15 protein-coding genes are annotated in these 20,207 nt (G+C 48.1%); 7 read left to right on the top strand and 8 right to left on the bottom strand.

Annotation, left to right across the window (positions count from 1 at the left end):
* The first annotated feature begins 43 nt into the window (after positions 1 to 43).
* Positions 44 to 1,435 carry an MFS transporter gene (locus INP78_RS11570; RefSeq protein WP_194742348.1) on the top strand — a complete coding sequence of 464 codons (1,392 nt, stop codon included), beginning with the start codon at positions 44 to 46 and terminating at the stop codon, positions 1,433 to 1,435.
* A 7-nt stretch (positions 1,436 to 1,442) separates the two neighbouring features.
* Positions 1,443 to 1,973 carry a single-stranded DNA-binding protein gene (locus tag INP78_RS11575; protein WP_194742349.1) on the top strand — a complete coding sequence of 177 codons (531 nt, stop codon included), beginning with the start codon at positions 1,443 to 1,445 and terminating at the stop codon, positions 1,971 to 1,973.
* A gap of 1,072 nt (positions 1,974 to 3,045) precedes the next feature.
* On the opposite strand, the gene INP78_RS11580 is transcribed toward INP78_RS11575, so the two are convergent.
* The 8 genes from INP78_RS11580 to INP78_RS11615 form a co-directional block, all read right to left on the bottom strand.
* A complete protein-coding gene (locus tag INP78_RS11580; RefSeq protein ID WP_194742350.1) occupies positions 3,046 to 4,566 on the bottom strand; it encodes a thymidine phosphorylase family protein in 1,521 nt (506 codons plus the stop codon).
* Entirely contained in the window at positions 4,563 to 5,921 is a 1,359-nt protein-coding gene (locus INP78_RS11585) for an MBL fold metallo-hydrolase RNA specificity domain-containing protein (RefSeq protein ID WP_194742351.1), read from the bottom strand. Before INP78_RS11585 ends, INP78_RS11580 begins: the two co-directional genes overlap by 4 nt.
* A gap of 29 nt (positions 5,922 to 5,950) precedes the next feature.
* On the bottom strand, positions 5,951 to 6,838 hold the full coding sequence (locus INP78_RS11590) for a ribose-phosphate pyrophosphokinase (protein ID WP_194742352.1): 888 nt from the start codon (positions 6,836 to 6,838) through the stop codon (positions 5,951 to 5,953).
* Between the two features lie 23 nt (positions 6,839 to 6,861).
* Complete coding sequence (locus tag INP78_RS11595; protein ID WP_228522844.1) at positions 6,862 to 7,875, bottom strand: lipid A deacylase LpxR family protein; 1,014 nt, start codon at positions 7,873 to 7,875, stop codon at positions 6,862 to 6,864.
* A gap of 63 nt (positions 7,876 to 7,938) precedes the next feature.
* Complete coding sequence (locus tag INP78_RS11600) at positions 7,939 to 9,069, bottom strand: ABC transporter permease (protein WP_194742354.1); 1,131 nt, start codon at positions 9,067 to 9,069, stop codon at positions 7,939 to 7,941.
* 1 nt (position 9,070) lies between these two features.
* Positions 9,071 to 11,821 (bottom strand): ribosome-associated ATPase/putative transporter RbbA, encoded by a 2,751-nt coding sequence (rbbA, locus tag INP78_RS11605; RefSeq protein ID WP_194742355.1) that lies wholly within the window; start codon positions 11,819 to 11,821, stop codon positions 9,071 to 9,073.
* Positions 11,822 to 11,824: 3 nt separating this feature from the next.
* Positions 11,825 to 12,919, bottom strand: a complete 1,095-nt coding sequence (locus INP78_RS11610; RefSeq protein ID WP_228522845.1) for an HlyD family secretion protein — start codon at positions 12,917 to 12,919, stop codon at positions 11,825 to 11,827.
* A 10-nt stretch (positions 12,920 to 12,929) separates the two neighbouring features.
* The gene (locus tag INP78_RS11615; protein WP_228522846.1) at positions 12,930 to 14,471 is read right to left on the bottom strand and encodes an efflux transporter outer membrane subunit; all 1,542 of its coding nucleotides are present in this window, start codon (positions 14,469 to 14,471) and stop codon (positions 12,930 to 12,932) included.
* Positions 14,472 to 14,646: 175 nt separating this feature from the next.
* On the opposite strand from INP78_RS11615, the gene INP78_RS11620 reads away from it, so the two are divergent.
* The 5 genes from INP78_RS11620 to INP78_RS11640 are packed head-to-tail and all read left to right on the top strand — an operon-like array spanning position 14,647 to position 20,067.
* A complete protein-coding gene (locus INP78_RS11620; RefSeq protein WP_194742357.1) occupies positions 14,647 to 15,018 on the top strand; it encodes a TetR/AcrR family transcriptional regulator in 372 nt (123 codons plus the stop codon).
* Between the two features lie 9 nt (positions 15,019 to 15,027).
* On the top strand, positions 15,028 to 15,330 hold the full coding sequence (locus INP78_RS11625; RefSeq protein WP_194742358.1) for a hypothetical protein: 303 nt from the start codon (positions 15,028 to 15,030) through the stop codon (positions 15,328 to 15,330).
* 37 nt (positions 15,331 to 15,367) lie between these two features.
* Positions 15,368 to 16,606, top strand: coding sequence for a sodium/glutamate symporter (gene gltS / locus INP78_RS11630; protein WP_194742359.1), 1,239 nt, complete (start codon positions 15,368 to 15,370; stop codon positions 16,604 to 16,606).
* A gap of 12 nt (positions 16,607 to 16,618) precedes the next feature.
* On the top strand, positions 16,619 to 18,991 hold the full coding sequence (locus INP78_RS11635; RefSeq protein WP_194742360.1) for a phosphoketolase: 2,373 nt from the start codon (positions 16,619 to 16,621) through the stop codon (positions 18,989 to 18,991).
* Positions 18,970 to 20,067, top strand: a complete 1,098-nt coding sequence (locus tag INP78_RS11640) for an acetate/propionate family kinase (protein WP_194742361.1) — start codon at positions 18,970 to 18,972, stop codon at positions 20,065 to 20,067. The genes INP78_RS11635 and INP78_RS11640 overlap by 22 nt, the downstream gene beginning before the upstream one ends.
* Positions 20,068 to 20,207: the final 140 nt, after the last annotated feature.

A 20,207-nucleotide genomic window follows, 5' to 3' on the forward strand; every position in this document is an offset into this window, starting at 1 on the left:
ATACGCAATTATTCAAAATTAAGCCAAGTTTTCTTACAGATTCATGCAGTTCTCCGAAAAAATGACCCAAATAGAAACACGCGCCACCGCGGCCTTGGCTTCTATTTATGGGCTGCGTATGCTGGGCATGTTTTTGATCCTGCCCATTTTTGCAATTTATGCCGAAAAGCTGCAGGGCGGTGATAACCATGCACTGATCGGCCTGGCGCTGGGTGCCTACGGCTTTATGCAGGTGATTTTCCAGTTGCCGTTTGGCATGGCGTCTGACCGTTTTGGCCGCAAAAAATTGATTTACCTGGGCTTGATCATGTTTGCGGTGGGCAGTGTGTTTGCCGCCACCGCGCAAGATATTTACATGGTCATCGTGGGTCGTGCCATTCAGGGCGCAGGCGCAATTTCTGCGGTGGTCACCGCGCTGGTGGCAGACTCCACACGTGAAGAGCACCGCACGCAGGCCATGGCCATGATAGGCGCCACCATAGGCGTCACGTTCGCCGTGTCATTAGTGGCGGGGCCAATTTTAAACCAATGGATAGGCGTGTCAGGCATTTTCTGGCTGACGGCCGTGTTGTCGATATTGGCGATTGCGGTGGTGAAATTTGCCGTGCCCGAGCCGTTGCATGCGCATTTTCACTCCGATGCACAGGCGGCCCCTGCCAAAATACGTGAAGTGTTGCGTGACACTCAATTATTACGCCTGAATTTTGGCACCTTTTGCCTGCATGGGGCGCAAATGGCCATGTTTATGGTGGTGCCGTTTGCCATCAAAAATAGCACCGGTATGAACGAAAACACGCATTGGCAAATCTACCTGCCGGTGTTGGTGCTGTCGTTTATCCTCATGGTGCCAGCGATTATTTATGCCGAGAAAAAGGCTAAATTAAAACCCGTCTTCATCAGTGCCGTGGGGTTGATGCTGCTGACGCAAATTGCTTTTATGTACAGCCTGAATAGCTTGTGGGGCATTGTCGCAACCTTGTTCTCTTACTTTGTCGCATTTAATGTGCTCGAAGCCTCGTTGCCATCACTGATCTCCAAAATGGCCCCGGCAGCGGCCAAAGGCACGGCGATGGGTATCCACAATACCGCGCAATCATTTGGCATGTTTTTAGGTGCTGCGCTGGGTGGCTGGTTATCACATAGTTATGGCAGCTCTACTGTATTTGTGTTCTGTGCGGCCCTGATGGTGATCTGGTTTGGCATGGCATTAGGTATGCAAGCGCCGCCCAGTGTCAAAACCAAAATGTTCCATATACAAGGGTATAATGACGAGCAAGCCGCCAAACTGGTGCAAGATGTACGCGCCATGGAAGGCGTGTACGAAGTCGTCGCCATTCCTTCTGAAACCATGCTCATGGTAAAGTTGGAAAATCAGCGCAGCAAAGCATTTCAGGCGGCATTGTCGCAAGCAATCATGAATCGAATAGGGGAGTAGTGACACCATGGCATCAGTCAACAAAGTGATTTTGATGGGTAATCTGGGGCGTGACCCAGAAGTGCGCTATATGCCAAACGGTGAGGCCGTGGCTAACTTCAGCATCGCCACCACCGAAAACTGGAAAGACAAATCCGGCGTGCGCCAGGAAAAAACCGAATGGCACAATATTGTCATGTATCGCCGCTTGGCTGAAATCGCCGGTGAATACCTGAAAAAAGGCCGCCCGGTGTATGTTGAAGGCCGTTTGCAAACCCGCAAATGGGAAAAAGACGGCGTGACGCGCTACAGCACAGAGATAGTGGCCGACCAGATGCAAATGCTGGGCACCGGCCGCGAAGGTGGCAGTGCGCCTTATGAAGGCGGCGATATGGACCAAGGTGGTGGTATGGACGATTACAACCAGGCACCGGCCCGCCAGCAGCCAGCCATGGGTAGCGGTAATGCAGGTGGTGGCAACCGTAATGCCTTCCAACCAGCACCAGCGAGCAAGCCAGCAGGCAATTTTGACGATTTTGATGACGATATCCCGTTTTAGAGTCGACTAAAACCTATAATGTAAATAACTTCCTGGAGCCAATTGATTTGGCTCCATTTTTTTGTTTACATGATCTTCATGTTAGGCATACTATTTTAATAGATAGCTCACTTGGAGGCTTGAAAATATCTAGGCTAGCCGGGGCGATTCATACAATGAGTTTATCTACAGAGCTTGTAGTAAGATCCATCGCTCAATTCTCCTTATTCTTCTTCAGCATTATTAACGATTTCTGTGGTTTAGCGTAAATTTTCCAACACCATTCTTGGCATGCAGACTGCATCGATTGGTATTAACATAAACATAGCCTAAAACTTCTATTTCGCAACTTGCACAATTGCGCTAACCGATGGATTTGAAAGATAACAGCATGCATGGCATCAAATGGTGGGAAAAGACGGTCGAGTATCGGTGTGGCGATCGTACCTAAATCAACGGGAAGATTAACAGTGAGTAATATCCAGTTCTGTGAACTAGAGGAAGCACCGATCATTGAGCATATGAATCCTGCTTTGCGTCATTTAGTGGATATACCATTCTGATTGGATTCGTTGGATTATTGGCTAAGATCAAGTAAGCACGCGGGTCTATGAGAATTTTACTGACATAACTTCGGGAAGTTCTCTGATGTTGCGAGTGCAATTAGGCCTATAAAATCGTTACATGTAATGCTGATGGAGAGTCAGGCATGAAGCGTAATGATTATATGAAGGCTTATAACCTAAGGCTTTAGGGGCATACATACAGAGAAATCGCTAAAGCACTTAAATCAGCCCAAGTGCCGCACACGTCTATGTGCGAATGAAGGATGCGATGGAGACATCCAACATGAAATGGTCGATCGATATTCCTGGGCGAATCGCTATATCTCTGCATAGGGCTGGATTTAGCAGTAGAGCAGAGTTACTGCATGCCTTGAAGCACGACCAGCGTCGTCTTCTCCGATGTAGAGGGATAAGTCACGTTAGTTTGGAGATACTTAAGAAATTGTGTCTGTCTGGTAAGTGACGGCACGACTCAATGCGACATCGGTGACAATCGCTACCCAAATTTAGTAAAAGCCTCTCAGGGCTTAAGGCTCTAACTTAACTATGTCACCTGCATCACGAATGTATGCCAATGCATAATCCATTTCTGCACGTGTCTGTGCATGAATATGCAGCAATACTTGTCCCTTGAGAACCTCATCTCCCAATCTAATATTCAGATGTGCACCAGCTAATGATCGTTCCGGCGCTCCAGCAAGCTTGGCAGCCCTAGATAGTTTACGATTATCTATATGGACAACTCTTCCTGAGCTTGATGCTATTAACGGTTCAATATACTCAGCTTGACCTGGCTCCCGTATACCTCCTTGAGCTAGACAAATACTCTTAAACTTTTCCCATGCTCGCCCGCTATCTATTGTTTTCAATGCCAATTGCTGGCCTGTTCCTTCTGGAGTAACGCCTCCAATCTCAAGTACGGCTCCAGCGACTAACGCTGCTCGCTCTCGTAAATCAAGCGGGGCATGTGACTCTCGCCTTAATACTGCGAGAACATCACGCGCTTCTAGCGTAGGTCCGATTCCTCGGCCGATCGGCTGACTACCATCGGTGAACAAGCACCTTACAAACAACCCAAATGCTGAAGCAGTCTCTGTAAGTCGTGAAGCTAGATGTTGGGCGGCCTCTTGAGTACGAATCTTAGCTGTAGATCCTATAGGGATATCAATAATGACATGTGTGGAGCCCGCGGCAATCTTTTTGGATAGAATTGATGCAATCAATTGACCTTCAGTATCGATATCTAACTCATGTTCTATACGGATAAAGATATCGTCAGCCGGACTAAGATGCATCGCGCCTCCCCATGCCAGACAGCCTCCTTCTTTTTCTATTACGTCTTGCAATTTGGCGATATCCAGATCAACTGGCGTCAGTACCTCCATCGTATCAGCTGTACCAGCAGGGGACGTAATCGCCCTAGATGAGGTTTTCGGCATTGTCAGTCCATGAGCGGCAGCGATAGCTACCACAATAGGTGTTGTACGATTCCCGGGTAACCCACCGATGCAATGCTTATCAACTACAATAGATTGATTCCACTTCAGGCGTTTGCCAACATCAACCATAGCGCGCGTGAGATGAATGGTTTCCTGACTATCCATGGGTAGAACTGCTGTAGCTGTCAGGAATGCCGAAAGGACTACATCGGTATATCTACCATCTACTACATCCTTTACGATATCCTGCAGCTCAGAATAATCTAGCCTATGTCCATGGATCCGACGGCGGATACTTGTCAATGAATTCAGTACAGGCGGATGCCGGACTTGCACATGAGATCCTTCATCGATTTCAAGTGCTATCCAAGCCGCCTCTGAAAGAGCAACTTGGCCAACCTGCAAAAGATCACTGTCTATCTGATAAAGCAAAGCTTGAATCTCTCGGGAGCCTGCTGTAATCAAAACCTGAGATCTTGGTGCTAATCCTTCTGAGTGACAGACATGGCAATCTGTACGCATAATGGCGATTGGTTGATGCTGCGCGTGCAAGTGCATGCGAACCGCTTCTAATGTAGTTGAAGTTTGTGCTTTGACTTGAACGGTCATAGAACATACTCCTGACCTGACAATGGCACACAAGCATTCCATCCGAGATCACGTTTTATACGCTCCCTCAGCGCTTCAGATGCATCAGGCTCTCCATGGACGATGAATACCTTCGTTGGAGGTCGGTAGAACCCTGATAACCATCGCAATAATTCATCGCTATCTGCATGGGCTGATAGCATTGGCAGATCGGCAACCTCTGCGTTCACAGGAATCCATTCACCGAATATCTTCACTTCCTTTGCACCTTCAATGAGTTTACGGCCTCGTGTACCCGCTGCCTGAAAACCAGAGAACAACAAAGTATTCCGATGGTCAGGTCCAAATGCAGCGATGTGATGCAGCACTCGACCTCCTGTCGCCATCCCGCTAGCAGAAAGTATGACTTTAGGATAATGATTAGCGGTAAGTGCTTTTGACTCCTCGACATCCTGAACGTAAGTAACTTCGGACAAAGCCGCATGATATTCATCGAATGAGAGTCGATGATCGTTAGGGTATCTTTGCAAGAGTTCAGTTGCACTGGTTGCCATCGGACTATCTAAAAAAACCGGCACATTCTGCAATCGTCCGCTCTTCCGCAACAGCCACAAGTCGTATATCAGCGACTGAGCCCGTCCTACCGCAAAAGCAGGTATAACAACGGTTCCACCTCGTCGTACGGTACGCTCAATAGTTTTTCCTAATGCGTCGATCGCATCGGATCGATCATGATGTCGGTTGCCATAAGTCGACTCTATGACAATATAATCGGCTTTTTCTACTGACTCCGGGTCTGGCATGATTCGATCATCATAACGTCCGAGGTCTCCGGAGAAGATTATGCGCTTACCTCCAATATCTATTTGGACAGTGGAAGCACCCAGGATATGACCTGCTCGCCTTAATAAGAATCGCCCATCTCCAGGCAATTCATTCGACTGATGCAAAGGAACCGTTTTAAAAAACTCAAGCGTACGTTCAGCATCCCGCACCCCATATAAAGGAAGTGCAGGCTTATGCTTTGATGAACCTTTCCGGTTGGCAAATTCAGCATCTTTTTCTTGTAGCCATGCACTATCTAACAAGATGAGTTCGGCTAGATCTCGGGTAGCCGCAGTAGAGAATATTTTTCCTCGAAATCCATCTTTGACGAGCTTCGGAAGGTATCCACAATGATCAAGATGCGCGTGCGTCAGAATGACTGCGTCAATATCTTCAGCATTTATAGCTAACGGCTGCCAATTAAGTTCTCTGAGATTCTTTAAACCTTGAAATAAACCACAATCGATCAAGATACGGGTATTTCCATAGGTTAAAAGATGTTTAGAACCGGTTACAGTTCCTGCTCCGCCAAGGCTAGTTAATGAAAGCATATTGTGCATAATCCTTTTAGTGTTCTTAATCAGTCTTTCAAACCTTTAACAATCGCTTCCGCGAACAACGGGGTAAGCTTGATCCCGTTACTCAAATGTGGGACTGCTTCCGTGGAGGTAATCCTTGAAAATAAAGGGACCAACTCGTTCCATGCGTCATCTGCAAAAAGTGCATGTACTACTACACACTCTGGTTTCCGTAAACCTTGAGCAACAAGTTTCCGAGCCGCCACAGCAAGGGTCTTGCCGGAAGATGCGATGTCATCAACCAATACTGGCGTACGATCCATAAATTCTGATAGATCAGGTACTTCGATATCGACACTCCGATCACCAAACCGCGTCTTATGTAACACTTTATGGGGAGCACCGATTCTCTTTGCTATCGCGCCAGCCCATTGCTCACTCTCTTCATCCGGTCCAATGATCAGAGGATCCTTGATATTCTGTGCGATCCAATCTGCTAACAAAGGAGCGGCATGCAGAGTCGCTGTGGGAATCGTATATAAACCAGAAAGCTGAGGATGACGATGGAGATGGGGGTCGATAGTGACCATGCTATCAAACACCCCTGAGATCAACTTCGCAAATGATAATGAAGTGACACACTCGCCTTCATGGAAGCGTTTATCCTGTCGCATATAAGCTAGATAGGGAGCGATCAGATTCACCTCGCTGGCACCAAGATCACGAGCCGTCTCTGCAGCAAATATCAAGGATAGGAATTGAGGGTCGGGTTGAGACAATGTACATACCAGATCGACAGGTCTTCCGCTGGGGTTTCCATGCAGACGTACATAACTTTCACCATCAGGGAATCGACGTGCCTCGACCCGTCCCAATTCGCTATCGCATTGAGAGGCAAGTCTGGTCGCGAATATCTCATTCCCAGGAAGTGGTAAGACTAATCTTTGCATGCTCTATCTTTCTCCTTTTATCATCAGAAACTCCTGCCGATCGTGATCGAGCCGTACACGGGCGCATCATCTTGGCCGGAGAATTCGCGGGTACGATAATATTTCGCTACTGCCAAACGCCATTGATCTTTATAGAATGCGAAGCCATAACCCAGATCAGCCACGACTGCTTTCTTATCGACACTATGGCTTGAACTAAAGGTATTTCCATCCAGAGTAATATCGTGCAATACCCACCTTGCATCGAAAGCGGCAAAAAAGTGACCGTTCCATTGACCGTCACCTGCAGCATGCACTGGTGCGGTATTCTCTCCTGCTGGTCGTAGTGGTGCGGTCCCAAAATCATCAGGTAGGTGCCAACCGAAGCGCCACTCACCCCCAAAGTTCGCATAGGTAGCAAAATTGCCCAGACTACCGCCCCAATGCCTTATGTAATCCCAACTCCAACCGGAATAGAGAGGAGAACTCACCACACGTTTACGACGTTCATGCAAAAGCTGTACAACGGGTTCATTGCGTAGTTGATGATCCCATCCATAGAATTTGTCTACTCCGATGAGGTCATGCCACCAGTTTTGGGTATGCTCTGCACCAGATGCCGGACCTACCACACCGAAACGTATCTGCGAGGTCCGAAGGTGATCTTCGCTACGGGCGTTGTAACCTATGCTAAAAAGTAGAGCGCCTGCATAAGGACGATCATTCCGGATGAGATCTCTCCGCTCATTGTCTGTCGGTGTGTACATTACCTGACCAATACCCAAGGTCATGTTTTGCTCGTCGAAGCCGTCAGGCTGTAATCTAGCCAAAAACTGATTCAGCCTCTGAACCAGAGTGGGAAGGCATGGATCGTTAATATAATCGGTCAGGTTGGGAGAGACCCAGCTGACTAGGAATCCATTGGTATAACCTTGATCCTGACCTTTACCGCCGAACATGTCGTTGTCTACACGCAGATTCACAGTGCCAGACGAATTGATTGGAGATTCACCAGAGCATGTGACACCTGCTGCTAGCGAGACAGACTGGTAGCTCATAAGACATATCCAGCAAGAGAGGATACGAAAGATTGAAAATGCTCTGATCATAGGCAGTCTCTACTAAGCCATTTGTGCAATGGTTTTGCGGAACCTTGCTAGAGATAGTGAGAACAGGACTCCGCCTATCAAGGCTAGACAAAGAAATGGTTTCCACACGACTTCTATGCCGGCACCACGATATAGAATGGCCTGACCAAGCTCAACGAAATGTGTGGTCGGGGCGGCCAGCATGAGTGTCTGAACCAGCTCAGGCATACTCTCTCGTGGGGTGTTGCCACCAGAAAGCATATCTAGTGGCATGAGCGTCAACATGAGCAGCATGCCGAATTGAGGCATGTTTCGGGCGAGTGTCGCAAGGAATATTCCCATCGACGTTGTTGCGAAAAGGTGCAGCGTAGTACCTACGAAGAATAAAGGTAGCGACCCCTCAATTGGGATACCTAAAAATCCCCGGATCATAAAATTCATAGACAGGATGGATGCGATTAAGACTACAAGTCCCATCGACCATATTTTGGATAACATGATCTCCGTCGGTGTGACGGGCATGACTAGCAGATGTTCGACAGTGCCATGTTCACGTTCACGGATGAGCGCTGCTCCAGTCAACACGATAGATAACATCGTGATGTGATTGACGATCTGCATGAGTGCTGCAAACCATGACTTATTCAAAGAAGGATTGAAGCGCATGCGGACTACGGTATCTATGGGTAATGCAGTAGCGCCGCGATAACGTTGTACAAACTCACTGATCTCACCCATGACGATCTGTTGTATGGAGCCATTACCGGTGAATGCCTGACTCATGCGCGTTGCATCGATATTGAGTTGGAGTTCCGGCGATCTTCCTGCCAATACGTTTTGCTGGAACTTGGGTGGAATCACCAATACGAATGTATATTTACCCTCATCCATTACTTTATCCACTTCAGGCAGTTGGATCAGTTGGGGTGGATTGAAATAGGGGGGATAAAAAGCTGAGACGATACGTTGGGATAGAGCCGAAACGTCTTCATCCACGATCGCTATCGGCGCATTCTGAAGGGTCTCCGGCTGAGATGTGGATGATAGGTACAGTGAGTAGGTGAACACGTACACTATCAATACGAGCATCATTGGATCGCGCCAAAGACTCCAGATCTCCTTCACGCCCAAACGATAGATATTATCTAAATGTTTGCTCTTCATCTCAATGCTCCTGCTTTCTTACAAGAAGGATAGAGACAGAGATGATGACAAGGGAAGATATCGCAATCGGTAGGATCGAAGCTGCAATATCATTGAAATGAAGTGCTTTGCTGAATATACCTCGACTGATTAAAACCATGTGACTTACCGGGTAGACCTCTCCTATGATTCTTGAGAAGCCTTGCATCGATGAGACAGGATTGATGATGCCGGAATACTGAATCGCAGGGATCATTGTGCCGATCATGGTAAAGAACATCGCTGCGATCTGGCTTTTAGTCACAGAAGAAGCGAGCAGTCCCATACCTGTAGCAGAGAAGCTGAAAACGAGTGCTGCCAGACTCAACGTGATAAAACTGCCTGTGATCGGTACTCCAAATATCGTGATCGCAAGCAATACCATTAAAAGGAAATTGACCATGGCCAATGCCACGTATGGCAATTGCTTGCCAAGAATGAATTCCATCCGAGTCACGGGAGTCACGTAAAGATTGATGATTGACCCGGTCTCCTTCTCACGGACGACAGCAAGTGCAGTCAACATAGCGGGTAACATCAAGAGCAACATAGGAATGACTGCAGGGACGATTGCAGGCAGACTGCGCACATCAGGATTGTATCGGTAGCGGGTCTCGAAGCTTGCTGTTAATGGCGGTGTCCCTCCATTACGCTCGACTTGTTGAGTGCTCAACCAGTGTTGATGCATTCCTTGCACATAGCCATTGATGGTTTCGGCACGCTGAGGCATAGCCCCATCAATCCATATCCCGATCTGGACCTCATTACCCTTGAGAGCTTTCTGAGCAAATCCTGTGGGAATCTCTATCGCGAGTGATAGCTCTCCACTTCGCATGCGTTTATCAAGTTCGTCGTAATCACTGATAGCAGGTTGCTCGACAAAATATCGTGATCCTGAAAGTTGTAGAGCGTAATCCCGACTCAAGGAGGTCTGATCCCGATCAAGGATCGCATAGCGCAAATCCTCAACGTCCATGCTGATGCCAAAACCGATGGCGAACATCAGAATGATTGACCCACCAAGGGCAAGAGCAGCTCTGATTGGATCGCGTTGTAGCTCAAGCGTCTCACGCCACAGATAACTAATCATCCGCCGAAGACTGAAGATCGAATGCCGGGTGGGATTTGTTTGGTTCATGGAAGGTGACGGGGCAGGCTTCTCCTCTGCCTCAGGTGAGGATGGGACTGCATTGCCGCCGCCGGCATCGATCAGGTATCCGATGAAAGCCTCTTCAAGCGTGCTGGCATGACGCTTTTTTACTAGTGATGCAGGTGTATCGCTATCTAGTACTTTCCCCGCATGCATCATCGACATGCGATCACATCTCTCAGCCTCATTCATGAAGTGAGTCGAAATGAATATGGTGACTTTATCTCGTCTGGATAACTCGATCAAAAGTTGCCAGAAGGCATCGCGTGCGACCGGATCCACTCCAGAGGTCGGCTCATCAAGAATGAGTAACTCTGGCTTGTGGACCATTGCTACAGCCAAAGAAAGGCGTTGTCGTATGCCTAATGGAAGACTATCCGGTATCTGACTCATGCAATCACCAAGACCGAAGCGTTCTGCCATTTCGCGAATACGATAAGGGATCACGTTCTCAGGGACATGGAATAATCTGGCATGCAAGACTAAGTTCTGCTCTACGGTCAGCTCCCCATACAGGGAGAAAGCCTGAGACATGTAACCTACACGACGACGCGTATCGATATCATTTGGATCGACTTCATGACCGAATAGCCAAGCTTTGCCATCACTGGCTGGTAGTAATCCGGTAAGCATCTTCATGGTGGTCGTCTTGCCACAGCCGTTGGAACCCAAGAAACCGAATATCTCACCGCGGCGAATGCGGAATGAGACTTTGTCGACAGCCACAAAATCGCCAAATCGCATCGTGAGGTCTTTTGCCTCGATCGCAATATCATCTGCGTCCACATTTAGAGGAGGAATCTCCACCGATCTGTAGTCGCGTTTTTTGTCGATCGGGAGTAAGGCGATGAATGCAGACTCCAGTGAGTTTGTCGAAGTCTGGGCTAATAATTCGGCAGGTGTACCAGTAGCCAGGATCTTGCCTTCATCCATGGCAATCAGCCAATCAAAGTCTTGAGCCTCATCCATATAGGCGGTGGCTACAATGACGCTCATACTTGGACGTTGGCGTCTCATCCGTGTGATCAGATCCCAGAACTGTGCCCGCGCCAATGGATCCACACCGGTCGTAGGTTCATCAAGGATCAATAGGTCAGGGTCATGTATCAAGGCGCAGCAAAGCCCGAGTTTTTGCTTCATGCCTCCGGACAATTTTCCAGCGGGACGGGATAGAAATTTCTGTAGTCCAGTCGCATGTGTCAGATCATCGATACGACGACGACGCTCTCTAGCGTCATGTCCGAATAGTCGTGCGAAGAACTGGAGATTCTCCTCGACCGAAAGTGTCGGATAAAGATTACGGCCTAGACCTTGTGGCATGTAAGCGATGCGTGGGCAAACGATGTCCCGATGTTTAGGATCCCGTATATCTCCACCCAGAACTTCTACAGTACCCTCCTGGACTTTACGGGCTCCAGCGATCAGAGATAGCAAGCTGGATTTACCCACGCCATCAGGACCAATCAAACCAACCACACATCCTGAGGGGATATCCTGATCCAGTCCATCGATCGCGATCACCTCTTTATAGTTGAGGCGCACCCCCTGAAGTCGGATAACCGGTTGTGATGTTCCGGGCACCATAGGTTATTCAGGCTTTGTTTGCAGGGAAGGATTGATCTTCAGGGATTCTGGCCATTCAGCCTTGTGATCTACTCTCAACCACGCGACCCCTGGGACACCGGTTTTTACTTGTTCCAGATGTTGGCGAAGAAGATCAGGAGATATCTGGGCACGTACGCGAAACATCAGTTTTTGACGTTCACTCGCTGTTTCCACGGTCTTCGGCGTGAATTGAGCCTGACTAGCCACAAAAGAGACTTTTGCTGGGATGATGACGCCTGGTATCGCATCCAGTACAAGACGGACTTCGCTGCCTAGTGCGATCCTGCCAGCCACTGTTTCAGGTACGAAGAAGGTCATAGATACATCAGATAGATCTAACATATTGATGACACGGCCACCTGCACCAAGGACCTCCCCAGGTTGAGCTACTCTGATCTGCACACGTCCATCACGTGGAGCTTTCAATTCGCTATCGGATATCTCGGCAGCTATCCGGCTGATCGTTGCCTTGGCCGCATTAGCGCGCGCCTCTGAACCAGTCCATTGCGCCTTTGCAGCCACTACAGCAGATTCAGCGGCAATGGTCTGAGCTTTTGCTGCGGTTACTGCTGCTTCAGCGCTGCGTGTACGCGCTTTGTCATCGTCCAATTCTTGCAATGATGCTGCACCCTCATGACTCAAGGTCTCTGAGCGAGTCAGACGTCTATGAGCCGCATCGAGCTCAGCTTCGCGTTGGGCTACCTGTGCTTTGACTGCCGCCACATCACTCTCGCGTAGACTGATTTGGGCCTTAGCTGCTGCAATCGCATGCAATGCCTCCTGATGCCCTGCTACTGCCTCTTCATATTGAGCTTGCAAGGTGGTGATCTGCATATTCGCCAATGTTTGGCCAGCCTGAACGAAATCACCCTCTCTTACCATAACCGACTCGACTCGTCCTGGCAGCTTTGTTGAGACATCCACTTCTGTTGCCTCAATACGACCATTCCCGCTAACAAAGCCCTCCATCGATTCACTGGCTTTATACAATGACCAGCCATACCAACCGCCGATGATGGCTAGAACAATGATTGCCAGAATGGTGAGTTGTTTATTTGATGGTGTTGGAAATGCCATAGATTTGACCTTAAGGTGTAGAGGTGGTGATAGGGTCATTTTGACCATTGATTGGGAGGTCTATCGCGCCTCCACCAAGTGCGGTGTATAGCGCGATGTGACTCGACAATAGATTGCGTCGCATCTGAACCAATTGTTGCTGGACCTCCAGCAATTCACGCTGGGCATCTAGAACTTCAAGATAAGTCGCGGCACCGTTGTCATATCTAAGTTGTGCTAATCTGGCTCTAACGGATTGCGCCTCTAGGGATTGGCGTTGAATGGCGATTTGTTCGGTTAGCCATTTTTTTGAAGCCAATGCATCAGATACTTCACGGAATGCAACCTGAATCGTCCGTTCGTATTCAGCTATGGCCATATTGCTACGAACTTGAGCAAGATCAAGGCTAGCCTGCCTGCGCCCCGCATCAAAGATAGGCAGGGATATCGTTGGTACAAAGGACCATGCCCGACTGCCATGGTCGAACAAACCGTCTAGCTCAGAACTAGCGGTACCAAAGCTTCCTACCAATGTGATTCGCGGGAAGAAAGCAGCTCGGGCTGCCCGAATGTTCGCTTGCCTGCTTTTAAGGCGATATTCTGCAGCAACGATGTCTGGACGGACGGCCAGCAGATCAGATGGCAGTCCCACACGTAATGGTGCAAAGACTGCATCATCACGTAATCGGGTGTTGGACATCGGAGATAACTCAATAGGGACACCTATGAGTTGAGATATGGCGTGAGCCTGTATGGCACGAGCCTGTTGCAATTGCGCTCCCAGACTCCGCGCCTGTAACAGAAGCGTTTCGACCTGACTCAATTCCAGTTTGGAAACGGAGCCCACTTCGTTACGGCGCCGAAAGATCCTTGCCGACTCTTCACGGGTAGCGATCGTTTCGCTTGCCAACGCTATCCTCTCGTCGAGTTCGCGGAGTCTTAGATAAGCGTTCGCAACTTCTGAGATAAGGGAGATGCGAGTAGCACGCTGTGCTGCTTCTGTCGCAAGGTACTCCTGAAGGGCTGCATCCTTGAGATTTCGTACTCTTCCCCAAAGATCCAACTCCCATGTATTCAGGCCTACATAAGCCTCATAATCCCCCGTGACCAATGAGCGACCGGTCGGGTTAAGATCACCTGGCAATCGGCTTCGTGCCGCTTGTGCACCTAAGCCGATCGATGGGAATAGTTCCGCACGCTGTATCCCATAAGAAGCTCTTGACTCTTGAACACGTAAGAGTGCTAGACGGAGATCCTTATTGTTGGTGAGCGCTGAATCGATGAGTGAGGTAAGTTGGGAGTCTACAAAATAGTCTCGCCACTGCAAGTCCTTTGCCGAGACGCCATCAGCGTCGTTGAAGGAAACATCCGCAGGCCATGATCTGGTGACCGATAGATCAGGAACTGATGGTTTCTCATGCAACGTGGAGCAGCCTGTAAGAACAGCAGCTAGTGCAACGTAATTAAGAAACCTGCTCATCATAGGCTTATGTACACCATCCATTAATGGATGTGGTTTGCCATTAAGTGACTGTTTCTCCACATCCTGAGTTCGAGATCCATAAAGCTGCATTTGATTCCCAACAGTAAAACTGACGCAATTTAAACGATTAATCTATCGTTAGTGAGTTTCAGTTTATCACAAACGATAGATTAATCGTTATAATCAAAACAAGTATCGCCTAAGAGTCATGTGCGCAAACTTTCCGTGTTAACGTGTACTCCCCATTAGATTTGGAATCCATTGAATGCCTCAGGTTTTAGAGAAATCACATCTTAAAAAGCGTACACGTCTTGCGCCGGAAGTACGTAAGCAGCTGATCCTTGATGCGGCACTGACTGAGTTCAGTGAGCGTGGATATGACGGTGCCAGTACGACATTGATCGCCAAAAGGGCTGGCTTGGCACAGGCGGGTATATATGCGCACTTCAAAAGCAAGGAAGACATATTAGGCGCATTACTTTTTGAGGTACTCATGCCTCGTTGGGCTCCGTGGCTCGATCCAGAGCGACCTTTGGATGAGAAGGCTTTAGACCAATGGATCGATAATACCCATGATTCGATAGCTGATCCCAAATTTCAGGCTGTGATTCGAATCTTGATCTCAGATGGGTTCTGATTCCCGAAAATGATCAAAGAGTGGCACAAAAATGTCATAAGGCCTTATTTCGCGGCACAGCAACAAGCCGCAGACAAGCTAGTCAGTGAAGAGAAGATGCAGTCGAATGTGCTGACAGACGTTTTCCTGATGGCAATATCACCAGTGGTTCATGTCCTCATGATGCATCTGGTTCTTGGCACTGAAGAGGATGGAGCGAAAGAAGAGATTCAGACTTTACGAGAGGCGCATAGAAGGATGTTCAAAGAGTTGATCGGAAGCAGGCTGGCAAATAATGGTTCTGCAAATGACTCCAATGGCGGTAACACCTAGAGCTCGATATGGGTCACTCCGGTAAAGACTGATGTCTATGAGTTCAGTGATCAACAATATCTATGGACACTCTTTGGCATTGAGTGGATTTGTTAGTTTAACCATCGCCATTCTGTTGTTGTTTATTGGTAAAGGTGTCGTCGCCAGAACCGCTTTGATGAGGGAATACGGTATACCAGAGTCTATGGTTGGCGGATTACTTTGTGCGATCCTAGTATGTGTATTGCATTACACGATCAGTTTAGATACCTCTTTTGAACTGGATGCCCGGGATGATCTTCTACTTTATTTCTTTGCGGCACTTGGATTAAGTTCGAATATCCGGCAGCTACCTAGCGGTGGTAAGTATCTTGTGCTGCTGCTTTTTCTATCAACGATCTTCATTATTTTGCAGAATTCCTTGGGAATGATGATGGCATCTTTATTTGGTATGGATCCACATGCCGGATTATTGGTGGGTTCCATCTCTCTTACTGGTGGAGTGGGTACTACGCTTGCATGGGCCCCGCATTTCGAGGGACAACTTGGTATCGATTCTGCAAGTGAGTTAGGAATCGCAGCTAACATGGTCGGTATGGTTTCTGCCTGCTTCATCGGTGGACCGATTGCCAGTTGGTTGATGCGGCGTCATTCGGTCAAACCATCAGCAGATTCAGAACTGGAAGTGGGGAAGCTTTTCAAAAAAGAACTGACTAGCCAGCTCGATTATTACGGAGTGCTGTTAGCTATTTTCTGGCTGAATATCGCTCTTATCTTGGGATCTAGCATCAGTGAATTGATCAAATTGACTGACCTGAATCTTCCAGGATTCGTTGGCTGCTTGATAGCCGGGACATTACTTCGATCTATCGGTGACTTATTGCTTCCTAATGGAGGACGGCTCTGGCGATTCAATGAGATGAAATCTGGAATAGCTTTGATTTCAGACATTAGTCTCGGGTTATTTATCACGATGGCGATCATGGGTCTCCAACTGTGGGAGATTCAGCCTATTCTCGGATTCATAACAGTCACGATGTCATTGCAGATAATACTGACCATACTTTTTACGGTTTTTCTCGTATTCCGGTTAATGGGGCGCGATTATGAAGCAACGGTCGTTTGTTCTGGTTTTGGCGGGATCGCCTTGGGATCCACAGCAACGGCTGTCGCTAACATGACCGCTGTATCTCGCCAATATGGCGCAGCACCTCGCGCCTTCCTGATAGTGCCGTTGGTATGCGGATTCTTTATCGACCTTATCAATGCCCTGATTATTGGTCTTATGTCTGATTGAGTTGGAGGATTTATGAGCAAGACCCTGTCACCTGAACTGTTAGAATCAATGCACGCATACTGGCGTGCTGCAAACTACCTTTCAGTCGGGCAGATATACCTTCAGCGTAACCCGCTACTAAGATCACCGCTCGCATTAGAGCACATAAAACCCCGATTACTGGGGCATTGGGGCACGACACCGGGCCTCAATATGCTGTACGTCCATTTGAATCGCCTGATCAAAAATAATGATCTCAACATGATCTACATCATCGGTCCAGGGCATGGCGGTCCTGGTATCGTCGCTAATACTTATCTCGAAGGCTCCTATACTGAACACTTCCCCGCGATAGAACGTAATACGAATGGGATGGAGCGTCTGTTTAGACAGTTTTCATGGCCATCCGGTATTCCAAGCCATGTTGCACCAGAAACGCCCGGTTCGATACATGAAGGTGGCGAACTGGGCTATTCACTAGCTCATGCATATGGTGCTGCCTTTGATAACCCGGATCTAATCGTGAGTTGTGTGATTGGTGATGGGGAGGCCGAAACAGGTGCATTAGCTACTAGCTGGCACTCCAACAAATTCCTCAATCCTGCCACGGATGGTGCGGTTCTGCCGATATTACATTTGAACGGGTTCAAGATCGCCAACCCCACGATACTCTCGCGTATCAGTCATGATGAACTACGTGATCTCATGCGCGGATATGGTTATGAACCATATTTTGTTGAGGGGGATGAACCGATGTTCGTTCATCAAAAACTCGCAACCACCTTAGATCAGGTACTTATTGAGATTAAAAATATCCAAACCCAAGCGAGAACAAAACCCAAAGGCGCCCCACTGGAAAGGCCGCGTTGGCCGATGATCGTATTCCGTACTCCCAAAGGGTGGACAGGGCCTAAGTTCGTCGATCACAAGCCTTCAGAGGGTACATGGAGATCTCATCAGGTACCGATCTCGGACTTCAAGAATCCTGAACATATTGTGTTGCTGGAGGAGTGGCTTAAAAGCTATAAAGCCGAAGAACTGTTCGATGAGAACGGAAAGTTTCGGGAGGATCTGGCAGCATTAGCTCCTACAGGTCGGCGACGCATGGGTTCAAATCCTCATGCGAATGGTGGCATTTTGACACAGCCACTTTCCTTGCCATCCTTTGCAGATTATGCGCTCGATATCGGCAAACCAGGTAGTTCAAAAGGCGAGGCCACAAGGAATCTGGGTAAATACCTTTCTGCAGTACTCAGTCTTAATCAGCTGAAGCAGAACTTTCGTATTTTTGGCCCCGACGAGACAGCTTCAAATCGATTGGATGGGGTGTTTGAAGTCACAAATAAAAGATGGATGGCTGATACTCAGGAGCAGGACACGAATCTTGATACTGATGGTCGTGTCATGGAAGTGCTCAGTGAGCATCTATGTCAAGGTTGGCTAGAAGGTTATCTGCTTACAGGTAGACATGGTTTCTTTTCCTGTTATGAAGCCTTTATCCATATCATCGACTCCATGTTCAACCAACATGCGAAATGGTTAAAGATCACAAGATCGATTCCATGGCGTAAGCCGATACCTTCTCTGAACTATCTTTTAACCTCACATGTATGGCGTCAGGATCACAATGGTTTTTCACATCAGGACCCCGGTTTTATCGATCACGTTGCGAATAAAAGATCAGAAGTAGTCAGGATATATCTTCCGCCAGATGCGAATACTCTTCTCTCTGTCACCGACCACTGTCTGCGAAGTCAAAATTACATCAATGTCATCGTGGCCGGCAAACAGCCGGAGTGGCAGTGGCTTAGTATCGACGAGGCCGTGAAGCATTGCACAGCTGGTGCCGGTATCTGGCAATGGGCAAGTAATGATGAAGGCGATCCGGATGTAGTGATGGCATGTGCTGGCGATGTTCCTACCGTCGAGGCGCTGGCGGCTGTTACCTTGTTGCGCAGTTATGTACCGGACATCCGTATCAGAGTAGTCAATGTCGTAGACCTCATGGTTCTGCAACCGCGATCTCAACACCCGCATGGTATGGAAGACCATGAGTTCGATGCGATGTTTACTAAGGACAGACCCGTAATCTTTGCCTTTCATGGGTACCCCGCATTGATCCACAAACTCACTTACAAGCGCCATAACCACGAGAATATTCATGTGCGTGGTTATATGGAGGAAGGCACGACAACGACACCATTCGACATGGTCGTCATCAATAATCTGGATAGATATCAACTAGCATTGGATGCTATCAAACGTATTCCTAGATTCAGTTCTCTGGTCGGAGCAGAGACAGCACGTTACTGGACTAAGATGGAGCGACATAAACTGTATGTCAGTGAGCATGGTGAAGATATGCCGGAGGTACAAGAGTGGAAATGGGATCCCAAGATGAATTGATCGTCCTCGCACTGAATGTCGGATCCTCCTCACTGAAGTTTGGCGTCTATAAACTTGTTGGATTCCAACTGGAAAAGCTTCATGGGGAAAGCATCCAAGGTACGGATACTCAGAGTGCGATCGATCATATATTCAAATCGCTTACAGATAAGGATCTACCAAGCCCCGATGTCATTGGTCACCGGATCGTGCACGGAGGCTTGCTTATCCGACGGCACTGTCTGATCGACAGTAATATCATCCGACAATTACAGAAGGCCGCAGACTTTGCGCCTTTGCATAATGAGAAGGCGCTGGCGCTGATACAGGCTGTCATTGATAGATTGCCGACCATTCCTCAGATGGCCTGTCTGGATACGGTGTTTCATGCTGATCTCCCTGATATCAGCCGTAGTCTCCCGATTCCCAGTTCATTGCGCAGTGAAGGTATCAAACGATATGGATTCCATGGTTTGTCGTGTGAATCCATTGTTCAGCAATTGGGCAAGGATCTACCACCCAGAGTGATCGTAGCTCATTTAGGAAATGGCGTCAGTGTGACTGCCATCAAGGATGGTATATCGATTGATACGAGCATGAGTCTTACTCCTAGCGGAGGGGCCATCATGGGCAGTCGTTCAGGAGATATCGACCCAGGAGTATTACTCTACCTTCTACGAAAGAAGGATCTGAGTACGATCGAGTTGGAATATCTGATAGACAAGAGAGCTGGACTACTGGGTATCTCTGGTGTCAGTAGTGACATGCGTGAGTTACATGCTTCTGCGGAGAACAATGAAGATGTATTACTTGCCATACGGATGTTTTGTTATTCGGTCGGCAAGCTTATCGCCAGCATGGCCGTTGCTTTGAAGGGTGCGGATCTGCTCGTGTTTACAGGGGGTATCGGAGAGCATGACCCTGAGGTACGGGAGCGGATCTGTCAGCATCTGGAATGGATGGACATCAGACTGAACCACCGCTTGAATCAGGAAAACAACAGGACGATCAGTGACGATACATCATTGATCGCTATTGAGGTCCTGCCCTCAAAAGAAGAAGATCAGATCGCTCGTCATGCTGCAAGGTTATGTTAAGAATTTAACATTCAGTGAAAGTCCGCCATCGTAACGAAATAGCTTGATTGAAGAGGAAATCTACATGAACCATTCTGAACATAGTCAGCACTCCCATCAGATGTCTCATATTGATTCTAAGAGAGATGGTGTTCGCGATT

This window comes from Methylophilus sp. 14 (assembly GCF_015354345.1).
Classification (GTDB): domain Bacteria; phylum Pseudomonadota; class Gammaproteobacteria; order Burkholderiales; family Methylophilaceae; genus Methylophilus.